Raw genomic sequence first — 24,427 nt, 5'->3', positions numbered from 1 at the left:
AACGCACCTCTACAGCGGTTTGGTGAATCGGAAATGGCTCTGCGTATATCCTTCGCGGACGTAAAAACGGTGCGCGTCAGTGCGCTTCACGCTGGTGGAGAGTTCGGTCAGCTCCGCACCGGCTTCTCGTGCCACCCCTTCCGCCCAGGCCAGCAGCTGGCTGCCCACCTTTAATCCGCGCGCCTGCGGCATCACCACCAGCTCCTGGATCTCACCGATCCAGCGCGCGTGATGGAGATGAAACTGCAGGTGCAGGCCGATCATGCCGATGACCTGCCCGTTAAGTTCGGCAAGCTGATAGCGCATATTGCGATCCTGCAGATTGGCAAGATAGCCCGCGTGAAACGCCTGGCGATCGAACTCGGCCTGCTTTAACTCGCAGATTAACGCGTAAACGATTTGCGCATCGTCGGCGGTGGCGGGACGAAGTGTGCAGTCAGGCATGCTGTTTCTCCTTCTGACGGATAAGCGATAAAAAGATCTCGACTGACTGTAGCAAACTTCCGTCGTTATTGAGGACGTGGCAGTCGGACGGGGTATAGCGGGCCGCGCGTTCAAGCCGCTGGTCGATCTCTCGGGCGGATTCACGCCCCCGGCTCTGCAAACGGCTGCGCAGGACGTCCGGTGAAACCTGCAGGCAGACCGGCAGAAGGGACGCCCCATAGCGGGCGCGCGCTTGCGAAAGATGCGCCCGCGAGCCGTTGAGCAGCACGTCGAACCCCGCATGCAGCCAGAGGTCGATCTCGATGCCGACGCCGTAATAAAAGCCGTTCGCGTGCCAGCTCAGCGCCAGCAGATTTTGCCCGGCACGGGTGAAAAACTCCTGCTCGCTCAGGGCGATATGGTTTTCACTCCCCGCATTCGCCGCCCGGGTAATGTACCGGTGCGCCACCAGCAGTTGCGGATGCTCCTGCTGCCGTAAGGCGGACAGCAGGCTGTCCTTACCGGAGCCGGACGGCCCCATTAACCAGATAAGTCTTCCCATCAGAACACCCTCTTTCCCTGACGCCAGACGTGGTCGATATGGATGTGCTCGCCCCTGCGGTGGGCCAGCACCAGATCCGCCCGCTTGCCTTCGGCTATCTCGCCGCGATCCTGCAGGTTAAGCGCCGAGGCCGGGTTTTTCGTCACCAGGCGAATCGCCTGCGGCAGTGTAAAGCGATTGCCCTCGTCGTCGGCCACCCGGAACGCCGCATCCAGCAGGCTGGCGGGGTAGTAGTCGGACGAGAGGATATCCAGCAGGCCGAGGGAAGCGAGCTTGCTTGCCGCAACGTTGCCGGAGTGCGAGCCGCCGCGCACGATGTTCGGTGCGCCCATCAGCACGTTCATGCCGTGCTTGCGGGAGGCTTCAGCCGCTTCAAACGTGGTGGGAAATTCGGCGATCACGCTGCCAAGCTGGTGGGATTCGAGCACATGATCGTGTGTGGCGTCGTCATGGCTGGCCAGCGCGATATTACGGTCCCGGCACATCGCCGCGATCCTGAGACGGTTAGGCTGCGACCACTGTGCCGCAAGCGCCAACTGCTCTTCTTCGTAACGGGCCATCTCCGCATCGCTGAGAGAATATTTGCCCTGATAGTATTCGCGATACTTTTCGATGTTGGCGAACTGGCGCTGCCCCGGCGAGTGGTCCATCAGGGAGACCAGCGAGACCGGCTCGCGGCTTACCAGCTTTTCAAACAGCGGCAGGGTAGTGTGGTGCGGCAGCTCGCAGCGCAGGTGCAGGCGGTGCTCGGCGCGGTTGAGGCCGCGTTTTTGCGTCTCCTCCACGGCGTTGATCATCTTCTCCAGGTTCTCCAGACGATCGCCGCCGTCGCGCACGTCACCGATGGCCACCGCGTCCAGTACGGTGGTGATGCCGCTGGCGACTATCAGCGCGTCGTGGCTGCTCATCGCTGAATGTGCGGGCCAGTCCACTTTTGGCCGTGGCGTGAAGAACTTGTCCAGATTATCGGTATGCAGTTCGATCAGCCCCGGCAGCAGCCAGCCGCCGTCGCCGTCCATCGCTTCGGGTGAGCGGCTCTGGGTTTCGGCAAACGCGCGGATTGTTCCGTCCTGGATCTCAATCGAGCCGCCAACCACCTCATTGTCCAGTACCAGCTTGACGTTATTGATAATCATGCGGGAGTCCCCATTGGGTGCAGCCTGTCCGCGACGCGGGTGCGAACGCTCTCGTCGTGGAAGATCCCGACGATCGCCGCCCCGCGCGCTTTGGCCTGTTCGATCAGTTCCACCACGGCGGCGCTGTTTTTGCTGTCGAGCGAGGCGGTGGGTTCATCCAGAAGTAAAATCGGGTAGTCGACGATAAAGCCGCGGGCGATATTGACGCGCTGCTGTTCGCCGCCGGAAAAGGTCGACGGGGCAAGGTGCCAGAGGCGCTCGGGCACGTTCAGGCGTGTCAGCAGGCTGGCGGCTTTGGCGGCGCAGGTTTCGCGCGGCACGCCGAGATCCAGCAGGGGCTGCATCACCACGTCGAGGGCGGAGATCCGCGGGATCACCCGCAGAAACTGGCTCACCCAGCCGATCGTGGTGCGGCGCACGTCCAGCACCTTACGCGCGGGGGCCTGTACCAGGTCGACCCATTCATCGCCGTGGCGAATATGAATATGGCCTTCGTCGGGCAAATAGTTGGCGTAGAGGGAGCGCAGCAGGGTCGATTTTCCGCTGCCGGAATGGCCGTGCAGCACCACGCATTCGCCGCGATTAACCTCCAGAGAGGCATTTTGCAGTACCGGCAGGCGCACGCCGTTTTGCTGGTGGAGCACAAAGGTCTTACTTACGTTTTGTACGTGGATCATGTTGGCCTCGCGATTTGTTTTGCCGGGTGGCGGCTTCGCCTTACCCGGCCTACAGGTGCGCTATTCGTAGGCCGGGTAAGCGCAGCGCCACCCGGCAACAGCCCCTCAGTTCTGCAACACGGACGACACCAGCAGCTGGGTGTACGGATGGTGCGGATCGTCGAGCACGCGGTCGGTTAACCCACTTTCCACCACCTGACCCTGCTTCATCACCAGCAGGCGGTCCGCCAGCAGGCGCGCAACGCCCAGATCGTGGGTGACAATCACCACCGCCAGGTTCAGCTCCACCACCAGACCGCGCAGCAGGTCGAGCAGGCGCGCCTGCACGGAGACGTCCAGCCCGCCGGTGGGTTCATCCATAAACACCAGCTTCGGGTGCGTAACCAGGTTGCGGGCGATCTGCAGGCGCTGCTGCATCCCACCGGAGAAGGTCGTCGGCAGGTCGTCGATGCGCGAGGCGGGGATTTCAACTTCCTCCAGCCAATGCTGGGCGGTGGCGCGGATGTTGCCGTAGTGGCGCGCGCCGGTGGCCATCAGGCGTTCGCCGATGTTGCCTCCCGCAGAGACCTGACGGCGCAGGCCTTCCATCGGGTGTTGATGCACCACGCCCCACTCGGTGCGCAGCAGGCGGCGGCGCTCGGCCTCGCTTATGCCGTAGAGGGAGCGCCCCTGATACAGGATCTCGCCGTGTTGCGGCGTCAGGCGCGCGGAGATGGACTTCAGCAGGGTGGTTTTGCCGGAGCCGGACTCGCCGACGATCCCCAGCACTTCGCCCGGCCACAGCTCGAACGACACGTCGCTAAAGCCTTTGCCCGGCGCATAAAGGTGAGTCAGGTGATTAACCGAAAGCAGCGGTTTCATTGGCCGTTCGCCTCGCTCTGTTGGCGGCAGTAATCGGTGTCGGAGCAGACAAACATCCGTTTGCCCGTGTCGTCCAGCACCACTTCGTCCAGATAGCTGTGTTTGGATCCGCAGATGGCGCACGGCTCGTCCCACTCCTGCACCGTAAACGGGTGATCGTCGAAATCCAGGCTTTCGACACGCGTGTAGGGCGGGACGGCGTAGATGCGTTTTTCACGTCCGGCACCGAACAGCTGCAGGGCGGGCATCATGTCCATCTTCGGGTTATCAAATTTCGGGATCGGCGACGGGTCCATGACGTAGCGCCCGTTGACCTTCACCGGGTACGCATAGGTGGTGGCGATATGGCCGAAGCGGGCGATATCCTCATACAGCTTCACCTGCATGACACCGTACTCTTCCAGGGCGTGCATGGTGCGGGTTTCGGTTTCGCGCGGCTCGATAAAGCGCAGCGGCTCCGGGATCGGCACCTGGAAAATCAAAATCTGATCTTCCGTCAGCGGGGTTTCCGGAATGCGGTGGCGGGTCTGGATCAGCGTCGCGTCTTCGGTTTTTTCCGTGGTTGCGACGCCCGTTACTCGCTGAAAGAAGTTGCGGATCGACACGGCGTTGGTGGTGTCGTCCGCGCCCTGGTCGATCACTTTCAGCACGTCTGCCTCGCCGATCACGCTGGCGGTGAGCTGGATACCGCCGGTACCCCAGCCGTAGGGCATCGGCATTTCGCGGCCGCCGAACGGCACCTGATAGCCCGGGATCGCCACCGCTTTAAGTATCGCTCGGCGGATCATGCGTTTGGTTTGCTCATCCAGATAGGCAAAGTTGTAGCCGCTTAAGTTAGCCATGTTTGCACTCCCGTTGCAGGCGTTTCAGCAGTTCCAGTTCGGCCTGGAAATCGACGTAGTGCGGCAGCTTGAGGTGCGAGACGAAGCCCGCGGCCTCGACGTTATCCGCGTGGGCCAGCACGAACTCTTCGTCCTGCGCCGGGCCCGCGATGTGTTCGCCGTAGTCCGGCGCCTGCAGGGCGCGGTCGACCAGCGCCATGGCCATCGCCTTGCGTTCGCCGAGGCCAAATACCAGCCCGTAGCCGCGGGTAAAGTGCGGATCTTCATTTTCGGGCGCGACAAAACCGTTCACCATTTCACACTCGGTCATCAGCAGTTCGCCGACGTTCACCGCAAAACCCAGCTCTTCCGGCACGATTTCGACGTCGATGTAGCCGCTGCGAATTTCGGCGGCAAACGGATGGTTACGCCCGTAGCCGCGCTGGGTGGAGTAGGCCAGCGCCAGCAGATAGCCTTCGTCGCCGCGCATCAACTGCTGCAGGCGGGACGAACGCGAGCACGGGTAAACCGGCGGCGTGCGGGTGATGTCATCCGGCTGCGCGCCGGAATCCGCTTCCGTTTTCGCCAGACCCTGTTTCGCCAGCAGGCTGAAGACGTGCGGGGACGGTTCCTGTTCGGCGTCAGAGGTGCTGAGCTGCGGCGCTTCGCCGTTCGCCAGCAGGGTAAAATCCAGCAGGCGATGGGTGTAGTCATAGGTAGGGCCAAGCAGCTGGCCGCCGGGGATGTCTTTATAAACGGCAGAAATGCGGCGCTCCAGGCGCATCTCCGCCGTGTTCAGCGGCTCGCTGACCGCCAGTTTGGCAAGCGTAGTGCGGTAGGCGCGCAGCAGGAAGATGGCTTCCACGTTATCGCCGCTGGCCTGCTTCAGGGCCAGCGCCGCCAGTTCTCGGTCGGCGATGCCACCCTCGGTCATTACCCGGTCTACGGCGAGGTTTAGCTGCTGCTCGATTTGGGCGACGCTCAGCTCGGGGAGCTGTTCATCGCCCCGTCGTCTGTGCGCCTGCAGCGCATGGGCGGCGGCGATGGCCTTCTCGCCCCCTTTGACGGCAACGTACATCAGCACACCTCCACATGGGTGGTCCGCGGGATCGCCAGCAGGCGCTCGCCGCAGGTCAGGATCAGGTCAATACCCAGCGGGAACGGGTGCGGGCGCTCGGTCAGTTCGTGAATGATGCACTCCGGCAGCTGCGGCGCGACCATGCGTTCGTCGGCGATGCCTGCGCCCGTCAGGCGCAGCATGCGGCCGCCGCTCAGGCTGGCGACCTGCAAAATCAGCGTGGCGCTGGTTTCCGGGGCGACGGCGGTGCCTTCGCTCAGGGCATTCAGCTGTTCATGGCTGATGTGTTCGTCGGCCACGGCAAAGATCGCCTGCCGGGGCTGATCGACCAGCGGAGCGCCGGTGTGAAAACGCAGGTTCTGGCTGGCGATGTCGTTTGACAGGGTGCCCGAAAGCCATACCGGGGTGTCGTTGTCGGCCAGGGTCAGCAGTACACTGGTGGTCGCCAGGTTCAGCGGCAGCCATCCCTGGGAGAGCTGGTGCAGCGAGACGATCACGCCCGGCTCGCTCATCGCCTTCAGCAGGCGACGAAAACTGTGTTGGGCATCCTGGACGGCCAGGGTAAAAGCAGGTTGAAGCGTCATGCGTTGTCTCCGCGAACGAGCGTAAAGAAGTCGACCCGGCTGGTATTCACTTCGGCCTGACGTGCGGCAATGCGCGCGTCGCGGTCGGCCTCCAGCGGGGAAATAAGGGTTTCCATCAGCGTCTGGAAATGCGGTGGTTCCTGTAAAAGCGCGTCGATGACCGCGCAGCGCTCGGCGTGCGCTTTATCACGCCCCAGCACGTAGCCGTAGCCCAGCGTGCCGCTGTGCAGGCGGATCGCTGCGCGGGTGAGGGTGGCATCCCCGGCGAAGAAGCGCTCGCCGGTAGCGCCCATGCGCGCCTGGATCTGCACAAGTCCGATCTCCGGTGCGCGGAGGAGGTCGTACCCGGGAGCCAGGCTAAGGGCGTTCATGCGGGCAGACAGCGCAGCAGGCTGGCTGTGGGCCAGCACGCGCATCCAGCGCTGTCGGGTGGCGGTGTCGAAGTGCATTCAGTGCTCCATGGTGAATTCGATCATGTCGGCGCGGGTCAGGCTGACGGAGTATTCCGTCGCGTCGATCTCGCCGTCACGGTGGTTGAGGGTGCGCACGCAGAGCAGCGGGGCCATATTGGGAATTTCGAGCACCTTGCTCTCTTTCGCCTGCGCGCGGCGGGCGCTGATGCGCGTCTGGGTGCGTTTCAGCGCAATGCCTGTCGCATTCTGGAGAAAATCATGCAGCGATCCGCTGGAGAAATTCTGCAGCACTGGCCAGAGGGTGAGATCCGCGAAGTAGTGGTCTATCTGGCACACCGCGACGCCGTTGACCCGGCGCAGGGTGCGCAGATGGATGACGTTATCGCCCTCCTGAATCCCCAGCGCGTCCGCCACGTGGCTGGAGGCCGGGCGTAATACCGAGAGCAGCTTTTCGCTGGTCGGGTGGCTGCCCTGATCCAGCAGGTTCTGGCTAAAGCGCGCCTGGGCGTTAAGCGGGTAGTCGAACGGGCGCATCAGCACCAGCACGCCCACGCCCTGACGGCGCTGGACCCAGCCGCGCTCGACCAGCTGGTCAATGGCGCGGCGCAGGGTGTGGCGGTTCACTTCATAGCGGTCGGCAAGCTGCTGCTCGGCGGGAAGGTAGTCTCCGCAGCGGTAGTGCGTGCGCAGCTCCACTTCGAGCTTCGCCGCAATCTCTTGCCAGCGGGTAGGGTAACTGGTCGGATGTCTGGATAAGTGCATAGAAAACAAAGCCTCGCTTCTCAGATGAAGTGCTTACGCAAACGTTGAGAGAGGAAATCCAGCAGGCTGACGGTGACGATGATGAGCACCATCAGGGCGCAGGTTTGCTGGAACTGGAAACCGCGAATCGCTTCCCACAGGGTGACGCCAATCCCGCCTGCGCCGACCATGCCGACGACGGTGGCGGAGCGGACGTTGGACTCAAAGCGGTACAGGGAGTAGGAGATGAGCAGCGGCATCACCTGCGGCAGAACGCCGTAAAGAATCTCTTCGATTTTGTTGGCGCCGGTCGCGCGGATGCCTTCCACCGGGCCGGGCTCGATGGCTTCGACCGCCTCGGAGAGCAGCTTGGAGAGCACGCCGGTGGTGTGGATGAACAGCGCCATGACGCCCGCGAACGGACCCAGGCCGACGGCGACCACGAACAGCATCGCAAAGACCATTTCGTTGATCGCACGACAGGCGTCCATCAGGCGGCGCATGGGCTGGTAAACCCACCACGGCACGATGTTCTCGGCGCTCATCAGGCCAAACGGAACAGAGAGAATAACGGCCAGCGCGGTGCCCCAGACGGCGATTTGCAGGGTGACCGCCATTTCGCTCAGGTAGTCCTGCCACTGGCTGAAGTCCGGCGGGAAGAAATCGGCGGCGAAGGTCGCCATGTTGCCCGCGTCTTTGAAGAGCAACAGCGGATTCATTTCCGCGCCCTTCCAGGAGATAACCAGCACCGCCAGCAGGATGGCCCAGCTTATGAGCGAGAACCAGCTGCGCTTTGGCGGTGGGAGGGTGATGGTTTGCATGTTTGCTCCTTTGGGTTTAGTCCCCTCTCCCTTGAGGGAGAGGGTTAGGGTGAGGGGGAAATGTGCGCGCTGATGCCCTCACCCCGGCCCTCTCCCACAGGGAGAGGGAGAAAAGATCTACTGCACCGCTTTATTCACGCTGGTCATCGCGCCTAGCGCGGCGGTCAGGCGGTCGAGGTCTTCAAGCTGGGCCTGAATCGCGGCCACTTTGCTGGTCTTCTCCTCGTCCTTCAGCCCTTTATTGTCCTTCACGCCCTGCATCTCTTTAAACAGCGCCAGCTGGCGAATCGGGACCAGCTGCAGGTCGCTTGACGGGCGGAACGGCGCCCAGCCCAGACGTTCGAGGACCGCTTTCTCTTCCGGCGTTTTGCCATAGGTCATAAAGAAGTCGTACACCTTGTCCTTGGTGCTTTCGGACAGGTTTTTACGCCACACAATCGGGTCGCCGGGGATCAGCGGGGATTTCCAGATAACCTTGATCTCTTTCAGCTTGTCCGGTGCGGAGGTCTTCAGCTTGTCGAGGTTCTCGGTGTTGTTGGTGGCAACATCCACCTGCTTGTTGGCCACGGCCAGAGCGTTGGTTTCATGGCTGGCGTTCACCGTGCGTTTGAAGTCGCTGGCGGAGGCGTTGTTTTTGGCGAAGACGTAGTAGCCAGGGACAAGGTAGCCGGAGGTAGAGTTCGGATCGCCGTTGCCGAAGGTCAGCTCTTTGCGTTTGGCGAGCATGTCATTGAGGTTGTTGATTGGGCTGTCTTTGTTGACGATCAGCACGCTCCAGTAGCCCGGGGAGCCATCTGCCGCGACGGTCTGGGCAAAGACCTGGCCGTTCGCGCGGTCCACCGCTTCCATGGCGGAGAGGTTGCCGTACCAGGCGATGTCTACTTTATTAAAGCGCATCCCCTGGATGATGCCCGCGTAGTCCGGGGCGAAGAAGGCGTTCACTTTGATCCCCAGTTTGGTTTCCATATCTTTCAGGAACGGTTCCCACTGAGGTTTCAGGTTTTGCTGTGATTCCGTCGAAATAATGCCGAAGTTCAGCGCTTTTTCCTGCTCTTCCGCATACGCCGGGCTTAACAGGGTGCTGAGGCTGAACATGCTGGTAAAGGCCAGCGCGGCAACGGCTTTGTAGCTCATGTACTTTCCTCGGATCGGGGTTAATTAAGCAGCCTGCGCGTTCTCTTCGACGCGGTTAATGCTGCGGTAGAGATGGTCAAAACGTTCGTTATCAAACTGATGGCTCGCGCCATCAAAGAACACATGCCCCTGACGCAGGGCGACAATGCGTTCGCAGTAGCGCAGGGCGTAATCCACCTGATGCAGCGTGACCACCACGGTAATGCCGTCGTTCTGGTTAATGTCGCGCAGGGTCTCCATCACGATGCGGGCGGACTCCGGGTCCAGCGAGGCAATGGGTTCGTCAGCAAGAATGATTTGCGCTTTCTGCATCAGGGCGCGGGCAATGGCGACGCGCTGCTGCTGTCCACCGGACAGGGTGGAGACGCGCTGGTGGGCGAAGTGCGCCATCCCGACGCGGGTCAGCGCCTGTAAGGCTTCCTGCTTTTGGGAAGGAGAGAACCAGCGCAAACAGGTACGCCAGAATGGGGTACTGCCGAGCGCGCCAATCAGCACGTTCTCCAGCACCGTCAGGCGGTTTACCAGGTTGAACTGCTGGAAGATGTAGCCCGTCTGGGCACGGCTCTTGCGGATATCGCTGGCGAGACGCCCCGCGCGCTGCACGGTATTGCCCAGCAGCTCGACGTGGCTTTCCGGCGTGTTATCGCCGGTGATAAGCCCGCTTAAATGACGCAGAAGGGTGGATTTACCTGAACCAGATGGCCCGAGAAGCGCCACCATGTCGCCCTGCCGGACGGTCAGATCAACGGCATGCAGAGCCTTGTTGTGATTGAAGGTCTTGCTCAGTTTCTCGACGCGGATGACAGTTTGCATGTGCTGGGCCTCACGATAAATGTGGCCTCATGCTGGCGCATCAATGTGACATTTGGGTTAAGTGCAGGTTGCGGGAGTTTGAAGAGTTGAGCGGAGTTTGATGACAATCACCGTAGGCCCGGTCAGCGCAGCGCCACCGGCGCTGTGGGCGGATGCGCTGCGCGTGTCCTGCCTACGACGTTTGTTGCTTGACGACGTTAATCATCCACGGCACGCCGTATTTGTCGGTGACTTTACCGAAACCGTGCGCCCAGAAGGTCTCCTGCCAGGCCATGTCGATATTCCCGCCATCGGCAAGGTTGTCGAACCAGCGCTTGCCTTCATCGACGTCCTGGGTGTCGAGCACCAGCGTAAAGCCCGCGTACTGCGCGTTGCTGCCGGGCGGCATCCCGTCGCTCATCATGATATCGCTGCCCGCAATGCGGACGTTGGAGTGGGCGATAGCCGAATCCGGAAATTGCATACCGGACGGACAGCCTTCATCGCTGTTATCGCTTTTTGGCATTTCGCCGAAGGTAATTTTATAGAGAAGCTCTGCGCCGACGGCTTGCTGGTAGAAGGCGGTGGCCTCAGCGCAGTTGCCGGCGAAAGAGATGTAGGGACTTAACGGCATAATCTTTACCTCACGTAAGAAAAGCCCATTAAGTGTAGTTCCCGAAAGCCCGGCAAGCGAAGCGCCACCGGGCGGGTAAATCAGTTCTTTTTCACGAACTCAGATTTCAGCTTCATCGGACCGAAGCCGTCAATTTTGCAGTCGATATTATGATCGCCTTCAACCAGACGGATATTCTTCACTTTGGTGCCGATTTTCAGCATGGAAGAACTGCCTTTCACCTTCAGGTCCTTAACGACGGTAACGCTGTCACCGTCTGCCAGCAGATTGCCGTTCGCATCTTTCACGATGAGCGCATCAGCATCCTGAGCCGGCTCGGCATCATTCCATTCATGAGCGCATTCCGGGCAGATGAACATGCCATTATCTTCATAGGTGTATTCAGAATTGCATTTTGGGCAGTGTGGAAGTGACATATCGGTATCCTCAAAAGTGTAAACGCGCTGGAAAGTGCCAGCAAAATGACGGCAGGGTGCCGAAAAAGGCGGCAAGTATAGCGCAAATCCACACCGTTGTCGGTGATATTGTGAATTAAAAAAGGCAAAAAGCGTATCGGGAGTGACACGTTCTGTCAGTCAGTTAAGCGATGCTTATGCCCATTAACACGGTGGGAAGAAATGACGATAAATATATCGAATATTTTATTGCAGCAAATTGCTACGCTCTGCCATTTCGGATAAGGTGAAGCGACACATTGTTATTTATCGCCGGACTTCACTGCCCTACATATCTTATGGCAGTGGCGCATTACCTCTCTTTTTAGGTGGATAAATAATGATGATATATCCTGAAGTTTCTTAAAAATGGGCTACGCTTTTTTCTTTTGGCTAACGGGCCAGGAGAGAAGCTATACACGCCATGCAAGGATAGTGAATTATTTCTGATTATCTTCAATCAGTTATATTTCGGCGAACATGTTTTCCACACGTGATCATATAAGCCCGAACGACATAATTAAAACAAGTGGCTTAATAAAAGTAATAAATTTGCGTTAAGGAAAGGCTTTTATCATGCACACACAGACCATTTTTGAATTAAGCCAGGAAGCGGAGCGTTTGTTACAGCTTGCCCTGCAAAATCTTGATACGTTGAAATCAATGCCGACTGCAATGCTGGAGAGCACTGCGGCTGCTATTACAGGCGAAACGAACAACGTTTTACCTTTGCATTTTAGCGCGCGCGGCGTCGACGCGCAGCAGGCGATGCTGAATAATGAATTACGGAAAATAACCCGGCTGGAAATGGTCCTGGCCATTGTGGGCACCATGAAAGCGGGGAAATCGACCACCATTAATGCGATTGTGGGTACCGAAGTGCTGCCGAACCGCAATCGTCCGATGACGGCGCTGCCGACGCTGATCCGCCACACGCCGGGTCAGAAGGAGCCGGTGCTGCATTTCTCTCATGCCTCCCCGATTGATGAATTGATCCAACTGCTTCAGAAACAGCTATGCGATTACGATCGCGGGAAACTGGCCCAGCGTCTGGAAATTGATAAAGACATGAATACGCTGCTGGAGCGCATTGAAAAAGGGGAAGCGTTTGAGAAGCATCATCTGGGCGCGCAGCCGATCTTTCATTGTCTGAAAAGCCTTAATGACCTGGTGAGACTTTCCCAGGCGCTGGGCGTGGCGTTTCCGTTCTCGGAATATGCGGCTATCGAACATATCCCGGTCATTGAAGTGGAGTTCGTGCATCTTGCGGGCCTGGATGCCCACCTCGGGCAGCTGACGCTGCTCGACACGCCCGGGCCGAACGAGGCCGGACAGCCGCATCTGCAAAAAATGCTCAGCGAGCAACTCTCCCGCGCATCGGCGGTGCTGGCCGTGATGGATTATACCCAGCTTAAATCCATCTCTGATGAAGAAGTCCGCCAGGCCATTTCCGCGGCGGGAAAATCGGTGCCGCTGTATGCGCTGGTTAATAAATTCGATCAGAAAGATCGCAATAGCGACGATGAAGAACAAATCCGGGCGATGATCTCCGGCACCTTAATGAAAGGCAATATTTCGCCCGGCCAGATTTACCCCGTGTCGTCCATGTGGGCGTATCTGGCGAATCGCGCGCGCTACGAGTTGAGTACGCACGGTCAACTGCCGGATCATCAGGAGCAACCCTGGGTGCAGGATTTTGCCGAAGCGGCACTCGGACGTCGCTGGCGTACGGCGGACCTGGACGATATCGACCATATCCGACATTCTGCCGATCTGCTCTGGGAAGATTCGCTCTTCGAGCAACCGATACGTAAGCTGATTTACGCCGCCTATGCCAATGCCTCGCTATACGCGCTGCGTTCGGCCTCGCATAAGCTGCTCAACTACGCGCAAAATGCCCGCGAGTATCTCGATTTCCGCTATCAGGGGCTGACGGTGGCCTTTGAGGCGCTGGAGTTGAATATTGCACGTCTGGAAGAGGACATGGCGCTTTTGCAGACGCGTCAGTGCGTGGTGAGCGATGAGGTGAAACACGAGGTTGAGGAAGCGCTGAGCGCTACCGCGGACTTTATCGGGTCCCAAAAAACCGCGATACACCATGAGATTGACCTGGTGTTCAGCACGCGCCCGATTCTTGATTTGCCAGGCACCGACCGGCAGAACCTTCGCGGTGAGGTGCTGAAGCAGCTGGTTCTGGACGATGAAGGGCAGGCGCAGATTGCGCTGAGTAAATTACGCGCCTCCTGCGAGCAGGTAATGCTGGATGCCCAGACGAAGATCGGCCGGGAGCTGGCGTTACGCTTCGATCAGCTGGAGTCCACGCTGGCGCGCTCCCTGAACGAAGCCATGCGTCCCATCGAAACGCGTATTAAAGAGCATTTGAGCCATGCGGGTTTTCGGGCGCGAATCAGCTTCCCGGCGTTTCAGGCAAGCCAGCTTAACTTCAATACGCGGGCGCTGTTCAACGATGCGATTGCGCAGGACGACAGCCAGGTCGTCCCTCCCTCCGGCGGGAGCAGCATGCGTGAAACGGTCTCTCGTTGGCTCAATAATCCGGGCTGGGGCTGGGACGAGTATGTGGAAACGCGCACGCGGTATGTTATCGACATTGCGCAGCTACATGACAAATTTAAGCAACATATTGATCAGTTTTGTGAACAAATACGTAAAGCTTTGTTCGCGCAGGTCGATGTCTCTGTTACGGCAGGAATGGCGACGTTCTTTGCAGAATTTTCGTTGTGCCTGACCGGGTTACAGGAAAGCTTGCGTGATAGCCTCGCAGTGCGTCAGCAAAATGAGCACTCAACCCGAGCGCTCTGCCAGTTGTTGAAGCAAAGCATCACTACTGCGACGTGGATACAGGAAGATACCCGACTGTTACGCGATGATATTCAAACCCTATTCGCGGCAGAGCAACCATGACAACACCACTACTGGACGGCCCCGGGCGAACGCTGGAGTGTATTAATCCAAAATTTATGGTCGATCTGGTGCAGGGGGGAGACGCAGCGCGTCATCCTCGCCTGGGACCACAGCAGCTGCAGTTTCGTGAGCGTTTGACGCAGGAAATCATGACGCATACCCGGCTACGCCCCTGGGCGATGGCGGGGATGCTCAATGAAAATGCGGGGCTGCGTCTGGGGCTGGCGGAAAAACTGGCCAGCATGCTTGATCCGGGTCATCTCGCGCTGACGCTGATGGCAGAGAAGCTGATAGCGCTGCGTCAGCAGACTCACCCGCGCACCCTGCAGTCCCCCGGACTGACGCAGCAGTACGCCGATCTCGTGTCTCATTTTACCCAACGCGCAGCCTATAAGGAAAAGGCGCTGACCCAGCGCGGCCTGACGGTGCAGGCGGGTGAGCACAGCGAGCAAATTTTTACCCGCTGGCGGGCCGGGCATTATGATGGCTGGTCGCTGGCCGGGCGCTGTTTTATCGTCCTGGAAGAGCTGCGCTGGGGGGCATTTGGCGACGCATGCCGTCTCGCAAACGAAGATGTGGCGGCAATGCTTAAGGATAACCTGCGCAGCATGGCGGCTAACTATCTGGCGCGGGGCATCAATGCCTCCCCTACGACCCGCCATTTTTATCACCAGTGGCTGACAACGCCGGCTTCGCCGGGATTGATCGATCATAAAGACATGCTGGGCTGGCTGGGGGACTGGTGTCAGGCGGATAAGCATCCGGTGAGCTGGTCAGTGACGCAAAACTGGCAGACCGTCGCGCTGGGAATGCCGAGGCTCTGTTCGGCAAAACGGCTGGTGGACGGGATGGTGGAAGAGATTTTTGGGTGACCCTTCTTCCCCTCACCCTGATCCTCTCCCCGGGGGGAGAGGGGATGGTTTGGTGCGGCGCGTTAATGATTCATTTCAATTGGTTTCGGTTCAGGCTGGGTCTCTTGCATATTCCCGTAGCGTTTCGCGTACAGTGCCGTGATGATCGGCACCAGAATCGCGGTGACAATCACGCTGGCGGCAACCAGCGCCGTCGCGGAAGCGGCCACCGGTTCGAAGGCCGGGTTAATCTGGGCAATAATCACCGGGTTGGCGACGGCAGCACCTGCGGCTGAAGAGGCGGCGACACCCGCCGTGCCGTTTCCTCCGCCGATCGCGCGGTCGGCAATGATTAGCGGGATACCGGTAATGATAATGACGGCGACACCCAGCACAATACCCAGCAGGCCAGTATCAAGGATAACCTTCAGATTGATGGTGTTCCCCAGCGCGAAGCCGAAGAACGGGATCAGCACCGGCGTGGCTTTGCTGAAGAAATCACGCAGATCGTGATCGAGATTGCCAAGGGCAAAGCCGATCAGGAAGGGCAGGATCGCGCCGACAAAGTGGTGGGGTTCAAAAGAGGCCAGGCCAGCAGACCCCAGGATCAGCATTGTCATCAGCGGGCCAGACTCCAGAGACATCAACACAAATGCGCCGGACTCTTCTTTTGTCCCGTACTGATTCATCAGGCTGGCGTACAATCCGCCGTTAGTCATATCCATCGCTGAGACAATCGCCAGCACCGATAATCCCGCGAAGAACCCGGTCTGAATTCCAGTCTCCGGGATGAACATCGCGCATATCATCGCTACTGCCCAGGCTACCGCTATTTTGGTTATTACCAGCGTACCGGATTTCCGTAATACGGTACCCGTCGCCCGTAAATTAATGGATGCACCGATACAAAAAAACCAGACGGCAAGAATCGGAACCGTGCCCGTTATCATGCCTTTTGTGAAACCGCCAAAATAAGCCCCAGTATCAGGGGCAAGGGTATTCAGGATGGCGCCCAGTACCAGCGGAACCAGCATCATACCGCCGGGTATGCGTTCTATCGTGGCTTTAATCTTCATAGACAATCCTCACATCTGACCCCGCCTGACGGGCGATCGGTGCTAAAAATTAGTCAATAAATTCAATTGATTGGCGTTTATGCTTGAGGGACATTTCTCGATGACCCTGCAAGGAAAATAAATGTGTGCTCTCGATTAACCTCGTTGGAAAACACATGAAACGTTGTATTCGGATTTATCATGCGATCAATGGAATATTGATTCAATGAAAATAAAACATCGTTTTAGTTATCTTTGTCACATATTCAATGTAAAAACATCGATGGCTTCCTGATGATGAAAATTTATGTAAATTGGATGTGAGAAAACGTGGTTTGTTTTTTTGTTGAGAAAGAACTCATGATGTGTGTGAAGGGGCTCTAAAGGCGGGGATGAGAAAGTGCTTATTTGCACTCATTGACAAATCCGGGAACAAGTTGACCTGATGCTGAAATATGTGTGAAGTTGATCACAAATATAAACGCTGGTAGGGTAAAAAGGTCATTAACTGCCCAGGCAGGCGTCAACAGGTTCGGTTGTATCGACGTAAAACGTCAATGTAAGTAAACCTGCTACGCTTGAAGATGGAGGTTCGCATGGAGCGAATCTCAGGTTCACAGAGCGCGAGTTGGCTGTGGAACGGACAGGGCTAAGTCTACGAGGAAAGCTATGCTAAGAAGGAAAAAGGTTAAACCCATTACGCTTCGCGACGTCACAATCATTGATGACGCTAAACTGCGTAAAGCGATCACCGCCGCCTCGCTCGGTAATGCGATGGAATGGTTCGATTTTGGTGTCTACGGCTTTGTGGCCTATGCGTTAGGTAAAGTGTTTTTCCCCGGGGCCGATCCCAGCCTGCAGATGATTGCCGCACTGGGTACGTTCTCCGTCCCCTTCCTGATTCGCCCGCTGGGTGGTCTGTTCTTCGGTATGCTCGGTGATAAATATGGTCGTCAGAAGATCCTGGCTATCACCATCGTTATCATGTCGATCAGTACATTCTGTATCGGTCTTATACCGTCTTATGCCACCATCGGCATTTGGGCACCGATTCTGCTGCTGATCTGTAAGATGGCACAGGGCTTCTCCGTGGGCGGTGAATATACCGGCGCCTCGATCTTTGTTGCTGAGTATTCCCCTGACCGTAAGCGCGGGTTTATGGGAAGCTGGCTGGACTTCGGCTCCATTGCCGGTTTTGTCCTGGGCGCGGGTGTGGTGGTGCTGATTTCAACCGTGGTGGGGGAAGACAACTTCCTCGACTGGGGCTGGCGTATCCCGTTCTTCCTGGCATTGCCGCTGGGGATCATTGGTCTCTACCTGCGTCATGCGCTCGAAGAAACACCTGCGTTCCAGCAGCATGTCGATAAACTGGAACAGGGTGACCGTGAAGGGCTGCAGGATGGTCCGAAGGTATCGTTCAAAGAGATTGCCACTAAGCACTGGCGCAGCCTGCTGACCTGTATTGGTCTGGTGATTTCGACCAACGTGACCTACTACATGCTGCTGACCTACATGCCGAGCTATCTGTCGCATAACCTGCACTACTCGGAAGATCACGGTGTGCTGATTATTATCGCCATCATGGTGGGTATGCTGTTTGTGCAGCCGATTATGGGCCTGTTGAGTGACCGTTTTGGCCGTCGACCGTTCATTATTCTGGGAAGCGTTGCGCTGTTTGCGCTGGCAATTCCGGCATTTATTCTGATTAACAGCGATGTGCTGGGGCTGATTTTTGCCGGTCTGCTGATGCTGGCGGTGATCCTTAACTGCTTTATCGGGGTGATGGCCTCAACGTTGCCCGCGATGTTCCCGACCCACATTCGCTACAGCGCGCTGGCCGCGGCCTTTAACATCTCGGTGCTGATTGCTGGTCTGACCCCGACGCTTGCCGCCTCGCTGGTGGAGAGCACGCAGAACCTGATGATGCCGGCTTATTACCTGATGGTGATCGCGGTGATTGGTTTGATTACCGGTATTACCATGAAGGAGACGGCGAATCGTCCTCTGAAAGGCGCCACGCCTGCGGCATCGGATATTCAGGAAGCGAAAGAGATCCTGCGTGAGCACTACGATAACGTAGAGCAGAAGATTGAGGATATTGACGCCGAGATTGAAGAGCTGCAGAAAAAACGCTCCCGACTGGTGGACCAGCATCCACGCATCAACGAGTAATAAAGAAACCCGCCAACGGCGGGTTTTCTTTTACTAGCATCCGGCGGCGATGTAGTCGCCATTGGCACTGATGGGGATCACCGTCAGGAAGAGCACCGTCGCGAACAGGATCAGGACTATCCCTCCGGCTATTTTGACGGTCGGCACCAGCCATCTTAATGAGGCGCTTTCTCCGAACCAGGTCACCGTACGTTCGCGGGCGTACCGTACAGCCAGGGAAAGCCCCACAATAGAGAGCGCGGTTCCCAAAGACATGGTCATGACTGCGGCCACTCCCCAGGTAACAATGCCCAGCGCGTTCGAGAACATCAGAATCATGATCGCCCCGCTGCACGGACGTGCCCCAATTGCCAGAATTACGCCCAGACGGGTTTTCCAGTCGCCCTGCGTCAGGTCTGTACCTACGCCGTGATGGCCGCAGCCACAGTGTTCGTCGTGCTGATGAAGCGGCTTAATGGCAGAGACAGACATCCTGCGCGGGCGCAGACTCTTCAGCGCCTGGTAAATGACAAATGCGCCGAATGCGCCAATAAGCACTGCGCTGATCTTCTCCACGTACCAGCGGCTGGTACTGATATCCCCTGAGGCGAGGTTGAAACCCACCGCCAGAATAAAGACAAACAGAATGGCGCTGACGCCCTGCATCAGGCTACCCAGGAAGGGGACGACCCGGGCGGCCAGCTCGCTTTCCTTATTGGTGGTCAGATAGGTCGTCACAATGAATTTTCCGTGCCCGGGTCCGATGGCGTGAAGGACACCATAAAGGAAAGCCCCCGTTAACAGCCATAATCCGCCGCTGTACTGGTGGTTATTCAGCTGCAGCAGGTACATCACCAGATAACGGTGCAGGGTAATTTGCGTGGCAAGACACCACTGGATAAAGGCGTTCCAGTGTGTATGCAGGGTAAAACCGGCAAAGAGAATTGCCAGCAGCATCAACCCAGCGGTAGGAAGACGCCAGTCACGGGTGAGTCGTTGGGTGGTCATGAAGCGGCCTGCACAGAGGAGAGTATTTGCCGCTAGTATAGTTGATCTTCCCGCTCAATTCGTGGGATCGCGTCCGGATCCGTGTATGGCTGTGGATAACTTTGTGCATAAAAGGGTATAAGGCGGGGTTTTGCTGGGGAATGCAGCAGTCAGTCATTTTTTTGCAACTTTTCGGTTGCGGTCGTTCGGGAACTCCCTATAATGCGCCTCCATCGACACGGCGGATGTGAATCACTTCACAAACAGCCCGGTCGGTTGAAGAGAAAAAATCCTGAAATAACGGGTTGACTCTGAAAGAGGAAAGCGTAATATACGCCACCTCGCAACGGTGAGCGAAAGCCGCGTTGCACTGCTCTTTAACAATTTATCAGACAATCTGTGTGGGCACTCAAAGTGACATGGATTCTTAACGTCCTCGGACGAAAAATGAATACCAAGTCTCTGAGTGAACATGCGTAATTCATTACGAAGTTTAATTCACGAGCATCAAACTTAAATTGAAGAGTTTGATCATGGCTCAGATTGAACGCTGGCGGCAGGCCTAACACATGCAAGTCGAGCGGCAGCGGAAAGTAGCTTGCTACTTTGCCGGCGAGCGGCGGACGGGTGAGTAATGTCTGGGAAACTGCCTGATGGAGGGGGATAACTACTGGAAACGGTAGCTAATACCGCATAACGTCGCAAGACCAAAGAGGGGGACCTTCGGGCCTCTTGCCATCAGATGTGCCCAGATGGGATTAGCTAGTAGGTGGGGTAATGGCTCACCTAGGCGACGATCCCTAGCTGGTCTGAGAGGATGACCAGCCACACTGGAACTGAGACACGGTCCAGACTCCTACGGGAGGCAGCAGTGGGGAATATTGCACAATGGGCGCAAGCCTGATGCAGCCATGCCGCGTGTATGAAGAAGGCCTTCGGGTTGTAAAGTACTTTCAGCGGGGAGGAAGGTGTTGAGGTTAATAACCTCAGCAATTGACGTTACCCGCAGAAGAAGCACCGGCTAACTCCGTGCCAGCAGCCGCGGTAATACGGAGGGTGCAAGCGTTAATCGGAATTACTGGGCGTAAAGCGCACGCAGGCGGTCTGTCAAGTCGGATGTGAAATCCCCGGGCTCAACCTGGGAACTGCATTCGAAACTGGCAGGCTAGAGTCTTGTAGAGGGGGGTAGAATTCCAGGTGTAGCGGTGAAATGCGTAGAGATCTGGAGGAATACCGGTGGCGAAGGCGGCCCCCTGGACAAAGACTGACGCTCAGGTGCGAAAGCGTGGGGAGCAAACAGGATTAGATACCCTGGTAGTCCACGCCGTAAACGATGTCGACTTGGAGGTTGTGCCCTTGAGGCGTGGCTTCCGGAGCTAACGCGTTAAGTCGACCGCCTGGGGAGTACGGCCGCAAGGTTAAAACTCAAATGAATTGACGGGGGCCCGCACAAGCGGTGGAGCATGTGGTTTAATTCGATGCAACGCGAAGAACCTTACCTACTCTTGACATCCAGAGAACTTAGCAGAGATGCTTTGGTGCCTTCGGGAACTCTGAGACAGGTGCTGCATGGCTGTCGTCAGCTCGTGTTGTGAAATGTTGGGTTAAGTCCCGCAACGAGCGCAACCCTTATCCTTTGTTGCCAGCGGTTAGGCCGGGAACTCAAAGGAGACTGCCAGTGATAAACTGGAGGAAGGTGGGGATGACGTCAAGTCATCATGGCCCTTACGAGTAGGGCTACACACGTGCTACAATGGCGCATACAAAGAGAAGCGACCTCGCGAGAGCAAGCGGACCTCATAAAGTGCGTCGTAGTCCGGATTGGAGTCTGCAACTCGACTCCATGAAGTCGGAATCGCTAGTAATCGTAGATCAGAATGCTACGGTGAATACGTTCCCGGGCCTTGTACACACCGCCCGTCACACCATGGGAGTGGGTTGCAAAAGAAGTAGGTAGCTTAACCTTCGGGAGGGCGCTTACCACTTTGTGATTCATGACTGGGGTGAAGTCGTAACAAGGTAACCGTAGGGGAACCTGCGGTTGGATCACCTCCTTACCTTAAAGAACCTGCCTTTGCAGTGCTCACACAGATTGTCTGATGAAAAGTAAATAGCAAGGCGTCTTGCGATTGAGACTTCAGTGTCCCCTTCGTCTAGAGGCCCAGGACACCGCCCTTTCACGGCGGTAACAGGGGTTCGAATCCCCTAGGGGACGCCACTTGCTGGTTCGTGAGTGAAAGTCACCTGCCGTCATATCTCAAAACTGACTTGCGAGTCACGTTTGAGATATTTGCTCTTTAAAAATCTGGATCAAGCTGAAAATTGAAACGACACATCTTAATGGTGTGTTCGAGTCTCTCAAATTTTCGCAATCAGAAGTGAAACATCTTCGGGTTGTGAGGTTAAGCGACTAAGCGTACACGGTGGATGCCCTGGCAGTCAGAGGCGATGAAGGACGTGCTAATCTGCGAAAAGCGCCGGCGAGGTGATATGAACCTTTGACCCGGCGATGTCCGAATGGGGAAACCCAGTGTGATTCGTCACACTATCGTTAACTGAATACATAGGTTAACGAGGCGAACCGGGGGAACTGAAACATCTAAGTACCCCGAGGAAAAGAAATCAACCGAGATTCCCCAGTAGCGGCGAGCGAACGGGGAGCAGCCCAGAGTCTGAATCAGCTTGTGTGTTAGTGGAAGCGTCTGGAAAGTCGCACGGTACAGGGTGACAGTCCCGTACACGAAAGCACACTTGCTGTGAACTCGAAGAGTAGGGCGGGACACGTGGTATCCTGTCTGAATATGGGGGGACCATCCTCCAAGGCTAAATACTCCTGACTGACCGATAGTGAACCAGTACCGTGAGGGAAAGGCGAAAAGAACCCCGGCGAGGGGAGTGAAAAAGAACCTGAAACCGTGTACGTACAAGCAGTGGGAGCACCTTCGTGGTGTGACTGCGTACCTTTTGTATAATGGGTCAGCGACTTATATTCTGTAGCAAGGTTAACCGTATAGGGGAGCCGAAGGGAAACCGAGTCTTAACTGGGCGTTAAGTTGCAGGGTATAGACCCGAAACCCGGTGATCTAGCCATGGGCAGGTTGAAGGTTGGGTAACACTAACTGGAGGACCGAACCGACTAATGTTGAAAAATTAGCGGATGACTTGTGGCTGGGGGTGAAAGGCCAATCAAACCGGGAGATAGCTGGTTCTCCCCGAAAGCTATTTAGGTAGCGCCTCGTGAATTCATCTTCGGGGGTAGAGCACTGTTTCGGCTAGGGGGCCATCCCGGCTTACCAACCCGATGCAAACTACGAATACCGAAGAATGTTATCACGGGAGACACACGGCGGGTGCTAACGTCCGTCGTGAAGAGGGAAACAACCCAGACCGCCAGCTAAGGTCCCAAAGTCATGGTTAAGTGGGAAACGATGTGGGAAGGCACAGACAGCCAGGATGTTGGCTTAGAAGCAGCCATCATTTAAAGAAAGCGTAATAGCTCACTGGTCGAGTCGGCCTGCGCGGAAGATGTAACGGGGCTAAACCATGCACCGAAGCTGCGGCAGCGACGCTTATGTGTTGTTGGGTAGGGGAGCGTTCTGTAAGCCGTCGAAGGTGTGCTGTGAGGCATGCTGGAGGTATCAGAAGTGCGAATGCTGACATAAGTAACGATAAAGCGGGTGAAAAGCCCGCTCGCCGGAAGACCAAGGGTTCCTGTCCAACGTTAATCGGGGCAGGGTGAGTCGACCCCTAAGGCGAGGCCGAAAGGCGTAGTCGATGGGAAACAGGTTAATATTCCTGTACTTGGTGTTACTGCGAAGGGGGGACGGAGAAGGCTATGTTAGCCGGGCGACGGTTGTCCCGGTTTAAGCATGTAGGCGGAGGTTCCAGGTAAATCCGGTACCTTTTAACGCTGAGGTGTGATGACGAGGCACTACGGTGCTGAAGTAACAAATGCCCTGCTTCCAGGAAAAGCCTCTAAGCATCAGGTAACATCAAATCGTACCCCAAACCGACACAGGTGGTCAGGTAGAGAATACCAAGGCGCTTGAGAGAACTCGGGTGAAGGAACTAGGCAAAATGGTGCCGTAACTTCGGGAGAAGGCACGCTGATATGTAGGTGAAGCCCCTGCGGGTGGAGCTGAAATCAGTCGAAGATACCAGCTGGCTGCAACTGTTTATTAAAAACACAGCACTGTGCAAACACGAAAGTGGACGTATACGGTGTGACGCCTGCCCGGTGCCGGAAGGTTAATTGATGGGGTTAGCGGCAACGCGAAGCTCTTGATCGAAGCCCCGGTAAACGGCGGCCGTAACTATAACGGTCCTAAGGTAGCGAAATTCCTTGTCGGGTAAGTTCCGACCTGCACGAATGGCGTAATGATGGCCAGGCTGTCTCCACCCGAGACTCAGTGAAATTGAACTCGCTGTGAAGATGCAGTGTACCCGCGGCAAGACGGAAAGACCCCGTGAACCTTTACTATAGCTTGACACTGAACACTGGTCCTTGATGTGTAGGATAGGTGGGAGGCTTTGAAGCGTGGACGCCAGTCTGCGTGGAGCCGTCCTTGAAATACCACCCTTTAATGGCTGGTGTTCTAACGTAGACCCGTGATCCGGGTTGCGGACAGTGTCTGGTGGGTAGTTTGACTGGGGCGGTCTCCTCCCAAAGAGTAACGGAGGAGCACGAAGGTTAGCTAATCCTGGTCGGACATCAGGAGGTTAGTGCAATGGCATAAGCTAGCTTGACTGCGAGAGTGACGGCTCGAGCAGGTGCGAAAGCAGGTCATAGTGATCCGGTGGTTCTGAATGGAAGGGCCATCGCTCAACGGATAAAAGGTACTCCGGGGATAACAGGCTGATACCGCCCAAGAGTTCATATCGACGGCGGTGTTTGGCACCTCGATGTCGGCTCATCACATCCTGGGGCTGAAGTAGGTCCCAAGGGTATGGCTGTTCGCCATTTAAAGTGGTACGCGAGCTGGGTTTAGAACGTCGTGAGACAGTTCGGTCCCTATCTGCCGTGGGCGCTGGAGAATTGAGGGGGGCTGCTCCTAGTACGAGAGGACCGGAGTGGACGCATCACTGGTGTTCGGGTTGTCATGCCAATGGCACTGCCCGGTAGCTAAATGCGGAAAAGATAAGTGCTGAAAGCATCTAAGCACGAAACTTGCCCCGAGATGAGTTCTCCCTGACTCCTTGAGAGTCCTGAAGGAACGTTGAAGACGACGACGTTGATAGGTCGGGTGTGTAAGCGCAGCGATGCGTTGAGCTAACCGATACTAATGAACCGTGAGGCTTAACCTTACAACGCCGAAGGTGTTTTGGCGAAGAGACAGACACGATTTTCAGC

General features: G+C 56.9%; 20 protein-coding genes, 1 tRNA gene and 2 rRNA genes. 6 read left to right on the top strand and 17 right to left on the bottom strand.

From position 1 onward, the window contains the following. Window positions 1-9: 9 nt before the first annotated feature. The 15 genes from phnO to CWR52_RS10615 form a co-directional block, all read right to left on the bottom strand. The gene (gene phnO / locus CWR52_RS10685; RefSeq protein ID WP_104949627.1) at window positions 10-444 is read right to left on the bottom strand and encodes an aminoalkylphosphonate N-acetyltransferase; all 435 of its coding nucleotides are present in this window, start codon (window positions 442-444) and stop codon (window positions 10-12) included. After that, on the bottom strand, window positions 437-988 hold the full coding sequence (phnN, locus tag CWR52_RS10680) for a ribose 1,5-bisphosphokinase (protein WP_104949626.1): 552 nt from the start codon (window positions 986-988) through the stop codon (window positions 437-439). Before phnN ends, phnO begins: the two co-directional genes overlap by 8 nt. Beyond that, entirely contained in the window at window positions 985-2,121 is a 1,137-nt protein-coding gene (gene phnM / locus CWR52_RS10675; RefSeq protein ID WP_104949625.1) for an alpha-D-ribose 1-methylphosphonate 5-triphosphate diphosphatase, read from the bottom strand. Before phnM ends, phnN begins: the two co-directional genes overlap by 4 nt. Beyond that, on the bottom strand, window positions 2,118-2,798 hold the full coding sequence (gene phnL / locus CWR52_RS10670) for a phosphonate C-P lyase system protein PhnL (protein WP_048226483.1): 681 nt from the start codon (window positions 2,796-2,798) through the stop codon (window positions 2,118-2,120). The genes phnM and phnL overlap by 4 nt, the downstream gene beginning before the upstream one ends. 105 nt (window positions 2,799-2,903) lie before the next feature. Then, on the bottom strand, window positions 2,904-3,659 hold the full coding sequence (gene phnK / locus CWR52_RS10665; protein WP_104949624.1) for a phosphonate C-P lyase system protein PhnK: 756 nt from the start codon (window positions 3,657-3,659) through the stop codon (window positions 2,904-2,906). Continuing rightward, window positions 3,656-4,501 carry an alpha-D-ribose 1-methylphosphonate 5-phosphate C-P-lyase PhnJ gene (gene phnJ / locus CWR52_RS10660; RefSeq protein ID WP_104949623.1) on the bottom strand — a complete coding sequence of 282 codons (846 nt, stop codon included), beginning with the start codon at window positions 4,499-4,501 and terminating at the stop codon, window positions 3,656-3,658. The genes phnK and phnJ overlap by 4 nt, the downstream gene beginning before the upstream one ends. Next, window positions 4,494-5,558, bottom strand: coding sequence for a carbon-phosphorus lyase complex subunit PhnI (locus CWR52_RS10655; protein ID WP_104949622.1), 1,065 nt, complete (start codon window positions 5,556-5,558; stop codon window positions 4,494-4,496). Before CWR52_RS10655 ends, phnJ begins: the two co-directional genes overlap by 8 nt. Continuing rightward, entirely contained in the window at window positions 5,558-6,142 is a 585-nt protein-coding gene (phnH, locus tag CWR52_RS10650; protein ID WP_104949621.1) for a phosphonate C-P lyase system protein PhnH, read from the bottom strand. The genes CWR52_RS10655 and phnH overlap by 1 nt, the downstream gene beginning before the upstream one ends. Beyond that, the gene (phnG, locus tag CWR52_RS10645; protein ID WP_104949620.1) at window positions 6,139-6,591 is read right to left on the bottom strand and encodes a phosphonate C-P lyase system protein PhnG; all 453 of its coding nucleotides are present in this window, start codon (window positions 6,589-6,591) and stop codon (window positions 6,139-6,141) included. Before phnG ends, phnH begins: the two co-directional genes overlap by 4 nt. After that, a complete protein-coding gene (gene phnF / locus CWR52_RS10640; RefSeq protein WP_023326523.1) occupies window positions 6,592-7,317 on the bottom strand; it encodes a phosphonate metabolism transcriptional regulator PhnF in 726 nt (241 codons plus the stop codon). Between the two features lie 20 nt (window positions 7,318-7,337). Continuing rightward, window positions 7,338-8,117: a phosphonate ABC transporter, permease protein PhnE gene (gene phnE, locus CWR52_RS10635; RefSeq protein WP_104950911.1), complete on the bottom strand. Its 780-nt coding sequence runs from the start codon at window positions 8,115-8,117 to the stop codon at window positions 7,338-7,340. A gap of 117 nt (window positions 8,118-8,234) precedes the next feature. Continuing rightward, window positions 8,235-9,251, bottom strand: coding sequence for a phosphonate ABC transporter substrate-binding protein (gene phnD / locus CWR52_RS10630; RefSeq protein ID WP_045335191.1), 1,017 nt, complete (start codon window positions 9,249-9,251; stop codon window positions 8,235-8,237). A gap of 24 nt (window positions 9,252-9,275) precedes the next feature. Then, on the bottom strand, window positions 9,276-10,064 hold the full coding sequence (gene phnC / locus CWR52_RS10625) for a phosphonate ABC transporter ATP-binding protein (RefSeq protein WP_104949619.1): 789 nt from the start codon (window positions 10,062-10,064) through the stop codon (window positions 9,276-9,278). A gap of 172 nt (window positions 10,065-10,236) precedes the next feature. Then, window positions 10,237-10,677, bottom strand: coding sequence for a VOC family metalloprotein YjdN (gene yjdN / locus CWR52_RS10620; RefSeq protein WP_104949618.1), 441 nt, complete (start codon window positions 10,675-10,677; stop codon window positions 10,237-10,239). Between the two features lie 80 nt (window positions 10,678-10,757). Then, window positions 10,758-11,093, bottom strand: coding sequence for a zinc ribbon domain-containing protein YjdM (locus CWR52_RS10615; protein ID WP_008500067.1), 336 nt, complete (start codon window positions 11,091-11,093; stop codon window positions 10,758-10,760). 594 nt (window positions 11,094-11,687) lie between these two features. Between CWR52_RS10615 and crfC the strand changes: the two genes are divergently transcribed. Next, window positions 11,688-14,033, top strand: a complete 2,346-nt coding sequence (gene crfC / locus CWR52_RS10610; protein WP_104949617.1) for a clamp-binding protein CrfC — start codon at window positions 11,688-11,690, stop codon at window positions 14,031-14,033. Beyond that, the gene (locus CWR52_RS10605) at window positions 14,030-14,905 is read left to right on the top strand and encodes a diguanylate cyclase regulator RdcB family protein (RefSeq protein WP_104949616.1); all 876 of its coding nucleotides are present in this window, start codon (window positions 14,030-14,032) and stop codon (window positions 14,903-14,905) included. The genes crfC and CWR52_RS10605 overlap by 4 nt, the downstream gene beginning before the upstream one ends. A 62-nt stretch (window positions 14,906-14,967) precedes the next feature. Here the strand turns inward: CWR52_RS10605 and kdgT are convergent, their stop codons facing one another. Next, a complete protein-coding gene (kdgT, locus tag CWR52_RS10600; RefSeq protein ID WP_104949615.1) occupies window positions 14,968-15,960 on the bottom strand; it encodes a 2-keto-3-deoxygluconate transporter in 993 nt (330 codons plus the stop codon). A gap of 648 nt (window positions 15,961-16,608) precedes the next feature. Between kdgT and proP the strand changes: the two genes are divergently transcribed. Further along, entirely contained in the window at window positions 16,609-18,111 is a 1,503-nt protein-coding gene (proP, locus tag CWR52_RS10595) for a glycine betaine/L-proline transporter ProP (RefSeq protein WP_045332213.1), read from the top strand. Window positions 18,112-18,144: 33 nt separating this feature from the next. Here the strand turns inward: proP and CWR52_RS10590 are convergent, their stop codons facing one another. Continuing rightward, complete coding sequence (locus CWR52_RS10590) at window positions 18,145-19,098, bottom strand: nickel/cobalt transporter (protein ID WP_104949614.1); 954 nt, start codon at window positions 19,096-19,098, stop codon at window positions 18,145-18,147. Between the two features lie 494 nt (window positions 19,099-19,592). Between CWR52_RS10590 and CWR52_RS10580 the strand changes: the two genes are divergently transcribed. From CWR52_RS10580 to CWR52_RS10570, 3 genes are all read left to right on the top strand, one after another. Continuing rightward, window positions 19,593-21,134 (top strand): 16S ribosomal RNA (locus CWR52_RS10580). Between the two features lie 85 nt (window positions 21,135-21,219). Then, window positions 21,220-21,295, top strand: a tRNA-Glu gene (locus tag CWR52_RS10575). Between the two features lie 182 nt (window positions 21,296-21,477). Then, a 23S ribosomal RNA gene (locus CWR52_RS10570) occupies window positions 21,478-24,381 on the top strand. The 16S and 23S rRNA genes sit together here with 1 tRNA gene alongside, the layout of an rRNA operon. Window positions 24,382-24,427 lie beyond the last annotated feature (46 nt).

The organism is Enterobacter sp. SGAir0187 (assembly GCF_002952735.2).
Taxonomy (GTDB): domain Bacteria; phylum Pseudomonadota; class Gammaproteobacteria; order Enterobacterales; family Enterobacteriaceae; genus Enterobacter; species Enterobacter quasiroggenkampii.
Note: the sequence above shows the minus strand (reverse complement) of the source record. Positions and strands in the feature narration are given on the sequence as shown.

Bases quoted from the DNA above. Each gene is read 5' to 3' on its own strand.
- phnO (WP_104949627.1), bottom strand. From the start codon at position 444: ATGCCTGACTGCACACTTCGTCCCGCCACCGCCGACGATGCGCAAATC.
- phnM (WP_104949625.1), bottom strand. From the start codon at position 2,121: ATGATTATCAATAACGTCAAGCTGGTACTGGACAATGAGGTGGTTGGC.
- kdgT (WP_104949615.1), bottom strand. From the start codon at position 15,960: ATGAAGATTAAAGCCACGATAGAACGCATACCCGGCGGTATGATGCTG.
- proP (WP_045332213.1), top strand. From the start codon at position 16,609: ATGCTAAGAAGGAAAAAGGTTAAACCCATTACGCTTCGCGACGTCACA.
- crfC (WP_104949617.1), top strand. From the start codon at position 11,688: ATGCACACACAGACCATTTTTGAATTAAGCCAGGAAGCGGAGCGTTTG.
- CWR52_RS10590 (WP_104949614.1), bottom strand. From the start codon at position 19,098: ATGACCACCCAACGACTCACCCGTGACTGGCGTCTTCCTACCGCTGGG.
- phnF (WP_023326523.1), bottom strand. From the start codon at position 7,317: ATGCACTTATCCAGACATCCGACCAGTTACCCTACCCGCTGGCAAGAG.
- phnK (WP_104949624.1), bottom strand. From the start codon at position 3,659: ATGAAACCGCTGCTTTCGGTTAATCACCTGACTCACCTTTATGCGCCG.
- phnH (WP_104949621.1), bottom strand. From the start codon at position 6,142: ATGACGCTTCAACCTGCTTTTACCCTGGCCGTCCAGGATGCCCAACAC.
- phnD (WP_045335191.1), bottom strand. From the start codon at position 9,251: ATGAGCTACAAAGCCGTTGCCGCGCTGGCCTTTACCAGCATGTTCAGC.
- yjdN (WP_104949618.1), bottom strand. From the start codon at position 10,677: ATGCCGTTAAGTCCCTACATCTCTTTCGCCGGCAACTGCGCTGAGGCC.
- CWR52_RS10605 (WP_104949616.1), top strand. From the start codon at position 14,030: ATGACAACACCACTACTGGACGGCCCCGGGCGAACGCTGGAGTGTATT.
- phnL (WP_048226483.1), bottom strand. From the start codon at position 2,798: ATGATCCACGTACAAAACGTAAGTAAGACCTTTGTGCTCCACCAGCAA.
- phnG (WP_104949620.1), bottom strand. From the start codon at position 6,591: ATGCACTTCGACACCGCCACCCGACAGCGCTGGATGCGCGTGCTGGCC.
- phnC (WP_104949619.1), bottom strand. From the start codon at position 10,064: ATGCAAACTGTCATCCGCGTCGAGAAACTGAGCAAGACCTTCAATCAC.
- phnE (WP_104950911.1), bottom strand. From the start codon at position 8,117: ATGCAAACCATCACCCTCCCACCGCCAAAGCGCAGCTGGTTCTCGCTC.
- phnJ (WP_104949623.1), bottom strand. From the start codon at position 4,501: ATGGCTAACTTAAGCGGCTACAACTTTGCCTATCTGGATGAGCAAACC.
- CWR52_RS10655 (WP_104949622.1), bottom strand. From the start codon at position 5,558: ATGTACGTTGCCGTCAAAGGGGGCGAGAAGGCCATCGCCGCCGCCCAT.
- CWR52_RS10615 (WP_008500067.1), bottom strand. From the start codon at position 11,093: ATGTCACTTCCACACTGCCCAAAATGCAATTCTGAATACACCTATGAA.